The sequence below is a fragment of the Paenibacillus sp. Mc5Re-14 genome, assembly GCF_001049835.1.
Taxonomy (GTDB): Bacteria; Bacillota; Bacilli; order Paenibacillales; family Paenibacillaceae; genus Paenibacillus; species Paenibacillus polymyxa_C.
In genome coordinates this window covers 4,002,738-4,015,887 of the sequence record NZ_CVPD01000001.1, presented here as the reverse complement: position 1 = coordinate 4,015,887, position 13,150 = coordinate 4,002,738, and the positions used below count along the sequence as shown (strand labels likewise).

Annotated in this window: 10 protein-coding genes; 1 reads left to right on the top strand and 9 read right to left on the bottom strand. The window is 46.5% G+C overall.

Annotated features, from left to right (window positions below):
* Window positions 1–10: 10 nt before the first annotated feature.
* From ptsG to BN1546_RS18360, 8 genes are all read right to left on the bottom strand, one after another.
* On the bottom strand, window positions 11–2,056 hold the full coding sequence (ptsG, locus tag BN1546_RS18395) for a glucose-specific PTS transporter subunit IIBC (protein ID WP_025676128.1): 2,046 nt from the start codon (window positions 2,054–2,056) through the stop codon (window positions 11–13).
* A 239-nt stretch (window positions 2,057–2,295) separates the two neighbouring features.
* On the bottom strand, window positions 2,296–3,168 hold the full coding sequence (gene glcT / locus BN1546_RS18390) for a glucose PTS transporter transcription antiterminator GlcT (RefSeq protein ID WP_013372581.1): 873 nt from the start codon (window positions 3,166–3,168) through the stop codon (window positions 2,296–2,298).
* 186 nt (window positions 3,169–3,354) lie between these two features.
* Complete coding sequence (locus tag BN1546_RS18385) at window positions 3,355–4,896, bottom strand: flotillin family protein (RefSeq protein ID WP_090738515.1); 1,542 nt, start codon at window positions 4,894–4,896, stop codon at window positions 3,355–3,357.
* Window positions 4,897–4,944: 48 nt separating this feature from the next.
* On the bottom strand, window positions 4,945–5,463 hold the full coding sequence (locus BN1546_RS18380; RefSeq protein WP_013372583.1) for an NfeD family membrane protein: 519 nt from the start codon (window positions 5,461–5,463) through the stop codon (window positions 4,945–4,947).
* Window positions 5,464–5,635: 172 nt separating this feature from the next.
* Window positions 5,636–6,799 (bottom strand): iron-containing alcohol dehydrogenase, encoded by a 1,164-nt coding sequence (locus tag BN1546_RS18375; RefSeq protein ID WP_058830104.1) that lies wholly within the window; start codon window positions 6,797–6,799, stop codon window positions 5,636–5,638.
* A 185-nt stretch (window positions 6,800–6,984) separates the two neighbouring features.
* Window positions 6,985–8,628, bottom strand: a complete 1,644-nt coding sequence (locus BN1546_RS18370) for a UDP-glucose--hexose-1-phosphate uridylyltransferase (protein ID WP_090738514.1) — start codon at window positions 8,626–8,628, stop codon at window positions 6,985–6,987.
* A 17-nt stretch (window positions 8,629–8,645) separates the two neighbouring features.
* Window positions 8,646–9,635, bottom strand: a complete 990-nt coding sequence (gene galE / locus BN1546_RS18365; RefSeq protein ID WP_013372586.1) for a UDP-glucose 4-epimerase GalE — start codon at window positions 9,633–9,635, stop codon at window positions 8,646–8,648.
* 1 nt (window position 9,636) lies between these two features.
* A complete protein-coding gene (locus BN1546_RS18360; protein ID WP_090739169.1) occupies window positions 9,637–10,815 on the bottom strand; it encodes a galactokinase in 1,179 nt (392 codons plus the stop codon).
* Window positions 10,816–11,035: 220 nt separating this feature from the next.
* Here BN1546_RS18360 and BN1546_RS18355 point away from each other — a divergent pair, with 220 nt between their 5' ends.
* Entirely contained in the window at window positions 11,036–11,902 is an 867-nt protein-coding gene (locus BN1546_RS18355; protein ID WP_025676132.1) for an AraC family transcriptional regulator, read from the top strand.
* Between the two features lie 206 nt (window positions 11,903–12,108).
* On the opposite strand, the gene mgrA is transcribed toward BN1546_RS18355, so the two are convergent.
* The gene (mgrA, locus tag BN1546_RS18345) at window positions 12,109–13,128 is read right to left on the bottom strand and encodes an L-glyceraldehyde 3-phosphate reductase (RefSeq protein ID WP_025676133.1); all 1,020 of its coding nucleotides are present in this window, start codon (window positions 13,126–13,128) and stop codon (window positions 12,109–12,111) included.
* Window positions 13,129–13,150 lie beyond the last annotated feature (22 nt).

Here is a 13,150-nt window from a genome sequence, read left to right as displayed (position 1 = left end):
CACATAGAGTTTATTTTATCGTAATTATACCATCTTCGCCAGCCTTCAATACTCCAGTTTTGTTTAAAGTTACCGAAGAACCTTCTGGAAGGTTGGTAAAAATGACAGGTGAGATGATGGATTTAGCGTTGGCTTTCACATATTCCAGGTCTACTTTCATGATCGGTTGGCCAGCTGACACAAGATCGCCTTCGTTCACCAAAACGTCAAATCCTTGACCTTTAAGCTTCACTGTATTCACCCCGATATGAACAAGCACTTCTTTACCACCATCGGATTGAATACCAACCGCATGCTTGCTTGGGAATACATTGAATACTTTACCATAGACAGGAGAAACAATTGTTCCATCATTAGGCACAACTGCAAAGCCATCACCTGTCATACGTTCTGCAAATACTGGATCGGGAACTGTCGAAATGTCAACCAATTCGCCGTTAACTGGCATCACGATATCTTCCACAACAATCGTTTGCTTTTGTTCTCCGGCTTCCTTTTCCTCTTGTGGAGCTGGTTCTGAAGGCGCAGGTGCAGGTGTACGTCCTGCCATGATATCAGCCATTTGAGTTTTAATGGTGTCAGAACGGGTACCGAAGATCGCCTGTACATTGTTACCCACTTCCAGGACACCCGAGGCGCCAAGTTGTTTCAGACGAGCTTTGTCAACGTTTGATTTCTCATTAACTTCAATCCGAAGACGTGTAATACATGCATCCAGATGCTTGATATTCGATGAACCACCGAAAGCAGCCAAAATGTTATGTGGAAGCTCATCACTGCTACCGCTTGCTGCACCATCCACATTTTCTGTAGCTTCTTCACGTCCTGGTGTCTTCAAGTTGAATTTCCGTATGATGAATCGGAATCCGAAGTAGTAAATAACCGCCAAAATCAGACCGACGATAATTACATACCACCATGGCGTACGGGTTGGAATAATCCCGAAAATCAGGAAGTCAATAAATCCACCAGAGAACGTCATGCCGATTTTAACATTCAAAATTTGCATCGTCATGAATGACAAACCTGCAAATACACAGTGTACTGCAAACAGCAATGGAGCTACGAACAGGAAGGAAAATTCCAGTGGCTCCGTAATACCTGTCAGGAACGAAGTCAAGGCTGCTGAACCCATGATACCTGCTACATATTTTTTGTGTTCTGGTCTTGCTTCATGATACATCGCAAGTGCTGCAGCTGGTAATCCGAACATCATGAATGGGAATTTACCTACTTGGAACGTACTTGCTGTCAGTGCCACGCCGTCGCGAAGCTGACTAAAGAAGATTTGCTGGTCACCGTGAACGGTTTGACCTGCTTTGTTAACATATTCACCAAACTCAAACCAGAACGGTGAGTACCAGATGTGATGCAGACCAAATGGAATGAGCGCACGTTCGATAACCCCGAACAGGAACGCCGACAAGGTCGGGTTGGAATACACCATAAAGTGAGATACTGCGTTAAGCCCTTGCTGAACTGGAGGCCAGATCAGAACCAGTGCCAGTCCAACAATCAGTGAAGATACTGCCGTTGCAATTGGAACGAAGCGCTTACCCGCGAAAAAGCCCAGGTATGAAGGAAGCTCGATTTTGAAAAATCGGTTGTACATAGCAGCGGCCAGTATACCGATGATAATCCCGCCGAACACCCCGGTTTGCAGTGTAGGAATACCCAACACATTCGCATAACCCGGTATTTTTTGAGCAATCAGACCAGGTGTGACTCCCACAGCTGTACCCAGCGTAATGTTCATTACGAGGTAACCGATGATCGCAGCCAAACCTGCTACACCTTCGCCGCCCGCCAAACCGACGGCTACGCCGACTGCAAACAACAGCGCCAGATTATCAAAAACAATTTGTCCGGCGTTCATCATGATGGTCGCTACCGATTGAACCCAGCCCGCATTTAATGCAGGGATGTACTGGAGAAAATCAGGATTGACCAACATGTTGCCGATACCCAATAAAAGCCCCGCAGCTGGCAAAATAGCTACTGGAAGCATTAACGCTTTACCGACACGCTGTAAAACGCCGAAAAGCTTTTTAAACATACCATCCACATCCTTCTCTGAAATTTAGAACAGAGGTAAAACAACAAAAAAGGCATGAGCCGATTTAAGTATGTTTGAACACAACCTTGGGATATAGCTTACCCCACTAGGCTGTAAACAATCATAACTTAAAACAACTCATGCCTGATCGAATCAGTAACACGTTAAAATGTTTAGTTGTTGTCTTCCTCATTGCAAAATTGATTATAGCACCACGCTAAATGCGAGGCAATACTTTTTTATTCGGGCTTTATCACGGTTTGTTGCTCTCCCTGCTTGCGTTGGGACAAACGCTGCAGATGCATCGTCAAATAGCTAACTTCAGCTGGATACACCGGTTTACGTAGCCTTTTCTCCATAATCTTCGTAAGTTTCCAGGCCAGCATATACATTTCTGGATATTCTTCATTCAAAAGCTTGTCCAATCGGTAAATCTCCTGCACAATCTCTCCTCGTCGTACACGTTCAATCGCAAATCTCAGATGAGTCAGCAGACGGGAATAATCAAGGGATTGGAGAGGAATTCGGTAATCGAGTGTCGTCTCGACGACCTGAACCATGTCAGCAATCAGACGAGAATCCTTCCTAACCTCGGAGATATGTTGGTTCGTCATAGCACTATAAATATGCAGAGCTACGAATCCGATTTCATCTTCTCCCAGATCCACGTCCATCTTATCCTTGATCAAAGCAACAGCCTGCTCAGCCATCTTGTATTCCTGAGGATATATTTCCCTAGTTTCATACAAGAACGGATTATGAATCGTAATCCCCTGTTTATGACGGTTGATGGAGAAGGCAATATGGTCAGTTAAAGCAATCAGTATATGCTCATTAAGAGGCTTTTTGGCTTGAAGCTGAACAAGATGAAGCACCTCACCGATGACCTCAATGAGCTTTTCATCCAGCTCAGGAAGCAATCGTTTGTATTGCTCCTGCTCTTCATGGCTTTTTAATATAAATAATTTTTCAACTGAATCCAACGGCATTAAATCGCCGGGTTTGCGATTGAAACCGATTCCTTTTCCAATCACGACAACCTCATCATGCTCGGGATGCATCCCTATAATCACATTGTTATTCAGCGCTTTGGCCACTTTTAGGCTGCTCACATCCGCACCTCTTTTATCAGAACCTTGATCCTAAGAATTATAGCATGAAGCTCAGAGGAATCCACGTTAAAGTACCAAATATTCCGCTAAAGGTCAATAAAAAGAAAACGCTTTTCATCACAATTTCCAGGAAATGCTGTGATGAAAAGCGGTCTTTTTGGGGCTAAGAATCTGTTCCCCAAAGGCTTATCGTTGTTCTTTATCCGTTAGTGCCATCTCAACCGAGGCTGGATTGTGTAGCTTGTTCACATCACCGGAGGATGGTACAGAATGAAGACCATTTTTTCCAGTGGTTAGTCCCTTGATCAACTGCTCTACATCAATACCGGATACACTCTTAAGCATCTCGGGAGCCGTCGCCATCAGTTCGGTGACATAATTGCTGACACGCGTTGCTCCTTCCCCTTTACCCGTATCCACAACAGTCAGTTTATCAATGGATGCAATCGGTTCGGCAATGCGTCCTGCCAGATCCGGCAGCATTTTCACGATAATATCGAGCACGGCGGCCTCTCCAAACTTCTGGAACGCCTCCGCCAGTTTTTCCTTGGCCTCAGCTTCCGCGAGACCACGCAAACGGATGACATCTGCATCGGCTGTACCTTTGGCCCGTTCTGCATCCGCTTCTGCTTGCCCGTTTAGACGTTTTTGTTCAGCTGACGCTTTAGCCTGTGTTTCAATCGAGTATTGCAGCGATTCTGCCTCACGCATTTTACGCGATTTGTCGGCTTCCGCCGCTTGTTCTACTGCATACCGATCGGCTTCCGCCTTCTTTTTCACTTCCGCATCATATTGCTTTTCACGTACCTGTATTTCCTTGGCTTGAATATCAATCTCCCGTTCCTTACGTACCAACTCGACTTTCATCTGTTCCTCGACGGCAGTCTGCTTGGCACGGGCCTCCTGAATGTGATAAGCCTGATCGGCTTCTGCCCTGGCTGTATCTTGTTCTTTCTTAAACGAAGCCACCTTCAGTTCCTTCTCCTTGGCTGCCTCGGCAATATTCGTATCCCGCAACAGTTCGGCCTTCTGTCCTTCCTGTTCTGCTCGTGCCTTCTGAATTCGGGCATCCCGCACTGCCTCGGCTTCTGCAATCTCTGCATCCCTTTTCACAGCAGCAATTCTCGGCTTACCGAGCGCATCCAGATACCCATGTTTATCGCGTACGTCTTTGATAGTGAATGAAACGATTTGCAAGCCCATCTTTTTCAGATCGCGCGCAGCCACGCCCTGTACTTCCTGCGCAAACCGATCCCGATTACGGTATACTTCCTCTACTGTCATAGAGCCGAGGATTGCCCGCAAATGTCCCTCCAGCACTTCTTGAGCCTCTCCTCTAAGAGCTTCCAGTGGCTTTCCGATGAACTGTTCGGCTGCTGTGGCTACATCCTCAATAGAACTGCCGACCTTGATAATCGCCACACCATCCGCAATCACGGGCACTCCTTGCTCTGTATATACTTCCGGTGTGGTTACGTCCAATTTGTGAGACAACAGAGAGATGAATTCGGACTGCTGGAAAATAGGCCAAATGAAGGCGCCCCCACCACGTACAATTTTAATCTTGCGACCAGATTCATCCTCGGAAATATTTTTATTTCCCAGAAAAGAACCTGTCACAATCATTCCTTCATCCGGTCCTACCGTTTTGTAACGGGCCCAAAAAGCAATCCCTAATATGACGATAACAATGACAACAATTCCAGGGACCAACACAATATCTTGCAAATTTGACACTCCCGATCACGCTCCCTTCAAGTTAAGCGAATGCGCCGTCTATGTGTCCAGGTACGCTACGCGGACGACGCCCTCTGCGACCTCAACCACGACAATACGGGTTCCCGCAGCTAGCGGTTTGTGATCAAAGCTAGATGCTGTATGTATGGTGTTGCCTGCACCCAAGCGGATCATAACTTCCCCGTAACCAACCTCAGGTACAGGAATGGTAACCTCACCGATTCTGCCAGTTAGTTCACGCATCGAGAAGCCGCTGGATACCTCTGAATTCGCCATGGGCTTGATAAATGCAAAAAATACTAGCACTCCAATAACAAGTGCAATCCCTAAAGCTAGCACAACAACCCAGCCCATGGTCAGCCCAGTATACTTTGTCAGTAGTACTCCAGCCCCGCCAAAAGCAGTCATAGCCCCAAGTAGAACGACAGGTCTGAACCAATCAAGGCCCGGCAACTCTAACGCCCCATCCAGCCAGCTACCGAGTACATCCCCGATCAACACACTAACCACAGTAAAGATTGCGCCTCCTGCCAACAACCACCAAAATAAGGTTTCCATGCGACTCCTCCTTCCATGTACTTTCCAGTCTGGTTTCCAGTCTATAACTATGTTTACGTATTCAACCTTAAAAAGTTTCAAAATTTACCTCCAATATTCCAAATTAAACCCAAAAAAGCACGTTCGTACGTCTAATGACGCACAAACGTGCCTATTATGATCCAAATGCTGTTTACAGGGATGCTTTGTAAATTTCGACTACATCTTCGCGATTGAGCTTGTTAAAGCCTCCGAAAGGTCCGAATTTCACAGCTTTATCAGCCATTACATCAATTTTGGACGCATCAATATCATAATCAGCCAGACGGCTTGGCGCACCAATCGAGTTCCAGAAATCACGCAATGCTTGAATACCTTCCAGCGCTACTTCTTCGTCACTCTTGCCTTCTGGGTTCACATGGAACACATTCACAGCCAGCTGTTTGAAACGTTCAGGCTTCACATGCAAGTTATGTTTCATCCAGTTCGGGAACAGAATAGCCAGTCCTCCACCATGCGGAATATCATAAACAGCAGACACAGCATGCTCAATATTGTGAGTAGCCCAGTCACCTGTCAGCCCCATGTTCAGGAAGCCGTTTAGTGCCATCGTACCACAATACATAATCGTTTCACGCAGCTCGTAGTTTTCCAGATCGTTGACCAGTCCCGGAGCCGCATCTATGACCGTACGCAAAATCGTTTCACACCAGCCCAGTTGAACCGGAGTATTGGATTCCAAATGAAAATAATGCTCGAGCGTATGTGACATCATATCCACAATTCCGTAAACCGTTTGATTTTGTGGCAGAGAGTATGTGTTCACCGGATCAAGAATGGAAAACGCAGGAAACGCATGTACACTGCCCCATCCCAATTTTTCCTGAGTTTTTTCGTTTGTAATAACAGAACCTGCGTTCATTTCAGAACCGGTTGCCGCCATGGTCAGAACCGTACCTAATGGCAAGGCTGCTTGTGGAGCCGCTTTACGCTCTGCAAAATCCCACATGTCGCCATCATATTTTGCACCGACAGCAATAGCTTTGGAGCAATCCAGTACACTACCACCGCCTACAGCCAGTACAAGATCAATTTGATTTGTTTTACACAATTCAACGCCTTTATGTACCGTAGACAAACGAGGATTCGGTTCTACACCAGCCAGTTCTGTTACCTCTGCACCAATTTCACCAAGCAATTTTATTACATTATCGTACAAACCGCTGCGCTTAATGCTGCCGCCGCCATATACAAGCAGTACACGTTTACCGTATTTAGGAACTTCACGCTTGAGAGCCTCCAATTGTCCTTTACCAAAGATCAATTGTGTAGGATTATAAAATTCGAATGCTTTCATCGCAAACGCTCGCCTCCAATATTTCTAAAGTTTAATGTTAAGAAACTACTCTATTATAACCTTTATGGTTACAGGAAACAAATTGCTTTGTTTTCAGAAAAAAAACCATACTCCTTAAGGAGTATGGTTATATTTCACATCTTGGGAGGGTTCTCGTATTGTATTATGTGGCAACACAAGCTACTTTATTCTCCCAAGGTATATCCCAATTGTTTCATAAAACGGCCAAACGCTTGCTGACCGGATGGATTCCGTTTATACACTCCTGCGTGCTCTAAAATTTCACTGAATTTCAGTCCGACCTCATTTTGCACGATACGGACAGCCGTCTCTTTGTCAGACAGACGACCAAACCGGGTATTCAACTGGTAAATCCAGTCTGCATGCTTAAACAGTGGATGTTCTTCTTGCTGCATAGCCACAGCCAATTCATCGTTCCCACACAAAATATCAGCAATTCCATCCAGTTCATCCTTGAGTCGCCCTGGTAAGATGGCAAGCCCCATCACTTCGATTAGACCGATATTTTCCTTTTTGATATGATGCATCTCGCGATGGGGATGAAAAATACCTTCAGGGTACTCTTCACTCGTTCGATTGTTGCGCAGTACGAGATCCATCTGATATCTTCCTTCGGAATCCCGTCGCACAATCGGAGTTACTGTATTATGCGGAATCGTTTCCCCCTCCAGCTCGGTATGAGAGAGAACGTCTACCGATGGATCACTATAACCTTTCCAGGCTTCAAAAGCAGCATTCCCCGCCTCCAACAGTGCCTCGGCATCTGTTGACGTAAAACGAATGACCGACATTGGCCAGTTTACAATACCTGCCGTAACCTGCGGTAATGCTTCATTATGGTATACGCCGTCCACACCCGCTTTTTCAATTGGGAATGTATGACGACCACCCTGAAAATGATCATGAGTCAGGATCGACCCTCCGACAATGGGCAGATCCGCATTAGAGCCAATGAAATAATGCGGAAACGCTTTCGTAAAGGCCAGCAACCGCCGTAGCGTATCCTTTGTAAGCTTCATGGGTACATGATCATGATGGAACACAATGCAATGCTCGTTGTAATACACATAAGGTGAATATTGAAAAAACCACGGTTCCCCATTCAATTCTACCGGAATGATACGCAAATTTTGACGGGACGGATGATTTACCCTCCCCGCGTATCCAACGTTTTCACGGCACAATTGACATTTGGGATAAACAGGCGGCGGCAAAAGCTTCGCCATTGCAATTTCCTTAGGACTCTTTTCTGGCTTGGACAAATTAATCGTAATTTCCATATCTCCGTAAGGTGTTGACTGATTCCAGTACACATTGCTGGCTACCCGATCCATACGAATGTAGTTCGAATCAATGGATAATTGATAAAAAGCATCTGTAGCCGCTTCTATACCAAGTTCAGCCTCCGTTTGATGAAAGTCACGGATGACTTCAGACGGTCTCGCCATTAGCTGCCCCATGATTTTGGAATCCAGCAAATCACGATACGTATCCGTGTTTTCAGGGATAAGCCCTATGGCAAAACCATAATCTATCAATACATTAAGCACAGGCTGGAGAGCTTCGGGGGCAATAATGCCCCCTGCTTCCCCACCAGAATAAGGCTCCGAAAACCCGAACTGCTCTAATAACAGATTACGGCTGTAATCTGTATCTTGCAGACCGATCAAGCCCTTTTTTTGCGCGAATGCAACCAGTTGTTCCACCGCATATAGAGCCGATTGCTGTACAGTTTCGTCGATGTCATGGGCCAAGTGCCGGGAAAGTTCCCGGTCTTGGTCTTTATCTACGGATTGGCGCTCGCTCATATGTCATCGTCTCCCGTCTATTCGTCGCCGTAGCCTTGAGGGTGTGACTGATGCCATCCCCATGCTCCGCTAATAATATCCTCCAGTTGGGTACGTTTTGGGCTCCAGCCCAGCACCGAACGGGCCTTGTCAGAAGAGGCAACCAATATTGCTGGATCGCCTGCACGGCGGGGTTCTGTAACAACTGGAATGTCGAGCCCAGTGACCTTGCGTGCCGTTTCAATAACTTCCTTTACAGAGAAGCCCTGCCCGTTGCCCAGATTAAATATGTTGCTGTCATTACCTTCACGCAAGTAATTCACTGCGCGCACATGAGCATCCGCCAAATCACTTACATGAATGTAATCACGGACACACGTTCCGTCCGGTGTCGCATAATCCTCACCAAATACAGCGATATGTGGACGCTGTTTTAACGCTGTCTGGAGCACCAATGGGATCAGATGGCTTTCTGGACGGTGATCTTCACCGATCTTGCCACTCTCATGCGCACCAGCCGCATTAAAATACCGTAAAGATACGTATTTGATGCCTAATACTTTATCAAACCACGACATCATGCGCTCCATCATCAGCTTTGTTTCACCATATACGTTGGTTGGCTCTGTACGGTCACCTTCTTCAATCGGTACCTTTTCCGGTTCGCCGTAGGTAGCCGCAGTCGAGGAAAATACGATCTTGCTTACGCCAGCATCTTTCATTGCCTCCAGCAAGCTCAACGTACCAAATACGTTGTTGTCATAATACTTTCCTGGATTTTGCATACTTTCCCCAACCAGCGAGTTGGCTGCAAAATGAATAACTGCGTCGATATTATTTTCAGAGAACAGTTTGGACAGAAGTTCTTTATCCCTCAAATCGCCTTCATACAACTTGCCTCCAAGCAATGCTCCTTTGTGTCCGGTTTGCAAGTTATCCAGCACAACAACTTCTTCTCCCAAATCCAACAATTCTGCTACGGTATGTGAACCAATATATCCAGCTCCACCTGTGACTAAAATGGCCATGTTATTCGTCCTCCTTCAGTTCTTTAACTCCGTCTCCTGCCTTGCATACATAAAAGCTGGCTTCCAGCCCTGTACGGGTCTGATAAGCTTCACCGACTTCCTTTACAAAACGATCCACATCATCCTCATGAACCAATGAAACCGTACAACCTCCAAACCCAGCCCCTGTCATACGAGCACCCAGCGTGCCAGGAATGCGTCGTGCTTCTTCGACCATAACATCTAGCTCAGTGCAGCTGACCTCATACAAGTCACGTAATGAATCATGAGAAGCGTTCATTAACTGACCGAAAGCTGCAAGTTCATTCGCCGCGAGAGCTTCGACAGAGGCCAGCACACGAGCGTTTTCCTCCACCACATGCTGTGCCCGGCGACGGACTGTTTCATCAGCAATATGATGCTGAAGCTCTCCAAACCGAGCCTCATCCAGCTGTGCGAGGTATTCCAGTGACGGCTCCTGCTGCTGCAAAATGGACAGTGCTTCCGCACATTGACTGCGACGCTCGTTATAGGCTGAATCCACCAAACCGCGGCGCTTATTCGTATTGCCGATCACAAGCTTATAAGCTCCTGTGCGGAATGGCACTTTACGGTACTCCAGCGTATCGCACATCAGCAGGATTGCATGATCAGCCGCTCCGTTCGCTACAGCGAACTGGTCCATAATGCCGCAATTAACACCCACGTAATTGTTTTCTGCCCGCTGGGACAACAAAGCGATTTCGACTGTGTCGGTTTTCTGCTTTTCGGTAGTTAGGAAAGCGTAGCCTGTCACGACCTCAATCGAGGCTGAGGAGGATAATCCGGCTCCGTTCGGTATTTCTCCAAGATAGAGCAGGTCGTATCCGCTAGACGGATAAACACCCTTTTCAGCCAACTCCACCAGTACACCCACCGGATAGTCCACCCACTCATCCGTTTTGCTTTTTCCTATCTCTCCGCGGGGGATAGACACTTCATACGACAGGTTTGTCGAAGCAAAATGAATTTGATCATCATTGCGTGCACGAAGAATCAACGTCGTACCAAATTCCAGCGCAGCCGGGAGTACATAACCACCATTATAGTCGATATGCTCTCCAATGAGATTGACACGGCCAGGTGCATGAAATATCAGCAGTTCATTGCTGCTTTCACCATATTTTTCAATAAAATGTTTCTTTAATTCAGTAGAGTTCATACCCGCTTCCACCTCATTCACCGTTAGTAAAAGTCTCCCTGATTTCCCTGTAATATCTTAATCAGGTTGACATCTCTTATGATTTCAGTATAAATGAAAGCGTCACACAATGTAATGCATCCATGTGTTTAAGCTATGGATAAATGTGACTTGGACATGTACAATGTAAGTATACCGCATCCACTAAACTATTCACAAATGCAGGAAGGATGACCCTATTTTGCAAGCGCATTCATATAGTTATGCTGTCGCCTCTAATCCGGTGTTTTATGAAAATAGCCCGCTGCATGTGCTTTTTGCAGGAGAGAGCCAGACCAAATCCGGTCATGCCGTAGGGCCGAAAATCTATGATTATTATCTGCTTCACTTTGTAGAGTCGGGCAAAGGCATCTTTCGAACAGAACAGCACACATATCAGCTTAAAAAAAACGATTTTTTCCTTATTCATCCCGGTCAGCTGGTGAGCTACACCTCTGATGAAGAGGAACCGTGGCGTTATCGTTGGTCTGCCTTTACCGGACACCATACGGAGCAGGTGGTGCAGGAGGCAGGACTGCGTGTTCATCAGCCTGTTTTCCATGCTGCTGATCAAAGTCCCATTCCCGGTTATCTGGAGCAAATGCAATTGGCCTTTTACAGCAGAAAATCTAGTTCTCATCTTTCAGCCTTGGGCTATTTGTACCTGATTATGGGAGAAGCAAGCAATTACCTTAGTGACTGGACTGATCCATCTGGGGCGGATTCGCAAATTCGACGTACAGTCAAGCAGATGGTTCAATACATGTCCACTCAGTACGCACACCCCGTTTCCATTGAGCAAATGTCTGAAGGACTTGGTTATAACCGTGCATACTTATCACGGATATTCAAAAAGGAAACGGGCATCTCCCCCGTCACCTATCTGCTTAAGCTACGGATCGACAAATCACGTCAACTGCTGCGCGAACGTCCTGAGCTGTCGGTTGAACAAGTGGCTGCATCTGTAGGATTAACCGATGCTCTATATTTCTCACGTCAATTCAAACGCTTCTGTGGGCAGTCTCCAACCGAGTACCGAAGCAAGGTTAAGCAGTATCCACAGTCGTAAAGTAAGCTTTAAGAGGCTTTACGAAGCTGCTGCTTCCAACAGACGGTTGATCTTCTTTTACAGGGGATGCTGGACAGGGCATTGGTTTCCCCTGCTCCCAGCCATAACGCAAACAGCCCGCATCCTTCAAATGGATGCGGGCTGTTAAGTATATATTTATAAGAGCATGTGAAATTAGGCCGATAACTCTGGAATATCTTTTGTCATTAGGCTGTGCCGCCGTCTTGTCCGTTCCCGGCATTTAGAATCGAATCAATCCGATCCAACTCCTCCTGTGAAAACTCCAGATTGGATAAAGCTTCAACATTTTCTTCGATTTGGCTTACACGGCTAGCCCCAATCAGGACAGAGGTCAGACGTTCACCGCGTAGAGCCCATGCCAGTGAGAATTGAGCCAAACTTTGTCCACGTGCAGCAGCCATCTGATTCAAGGCGCGCACCTTGCGCAGAGTTTCGGGCGTCACATGGTTCTCATTCAGGAATACCGATGTGCTTGCCGCGCGTGAATCCTCGGGAATTCCGTTTAAATATTTATTGGTTAGCAGTCCCTGAGCCAGTGGACAAAAGGCAATGCTACCTATCCCGTTTTCGTCCAGTACATCTTGTAATCCATTTTCAATCCAGCGGTCAAGCAGAGAGTATCTCGGCTGATGGATTAACATCGGTGTTCCAAGCTCCTTCAAAATGCGAGCTGCTTCTGCTGTTTGCTCTGCACTATAATTAGACACGCCCACATACAGTGCTTTGCCGGAACGTACGATATGATCCAGTGCTCCCATCGTTTCTTCCAGCGGCGTATTCGGATCGAAGCGGTGAGAGTAGAATATATCGACATAGTCCAGTCCCAATCGCTTCAGACTCTGATCCAGACTGGATATCATATACTTACGAGATCCCCAGTCACCATAAGGACCTGCCCACATATGGTAGCCTGCTTTGGTAGAGATGACCAATTCATCCCGGTACGGTTTCATATCACTGGCTAACACTTGTCCGAAAAATTCCTCAGCTGAACCTGCGGGAGGACCATAGTTATTAGCTAAATCAAAATGCGTAATGCCCAGATCAAAGGAGCGAGTAATCATGCTGCGACCATTCTCCGCGTTGTTAATCCCGCCAAAATTGTGCCACAAGCCTAGCGAAATAGCGGGCAGTTTAAGACCCGATCTCCCTGTACGGTTATATTTCATACTTTCATAACGATCTTCGCCAGCTAAATAAACCATGCTATCACAGCCTCTCTCGAAA

Coding starts and splice junctions, on each gene's coding strand:
- ptsG (WP_025676128.1), bottom strand. CDS start 2,056: ATGTTTAAAAAGCTTTTCGGCGTTTTACAGCGTGTCGGTAAAGCGTTA.
- BN1546_RS18380 (WP_013372583.1), bottom strand. CDS start 5,463: ATGGAAACCTTATTTTGGTGGTTGTTGGCAGGAGGCGCAATCTTTACT.
- BN1546_RS18375 (WP_058830104.1), bottom strand. CDS start 6,799: ATGAAAGCATTCGAATTTTATAATCCTACACAATTGATCTTTGGTAAA.
- BN1546_RS18370 (WP_090738514.1), bottom strand. CDS start 8,628: ATGAGCGAGCGCCAATCCGTAGATAAAGACCAAGACCGGGAACTTTCC.
- galE (WP_013372586.1), bottom strand. CDS start 9,635: ATGGCCATTTTAGTCACAGGTGGAGCTGGATATATTGGTTCACATACC.
- BN1546_RS18360 (WP_090739169.1), bottom strand. CDS start 10,815: ATGAACTCTACTGAATTAAAGAAACATTTTATTGAAAAATATGGTGAA.
- mgrA (WP_025676133.1), bottom strand. CDS start 13,128: ATGGTTTATTTAGCTGGCGAAGATCGTTATGAAAGTATGAAATATAAC.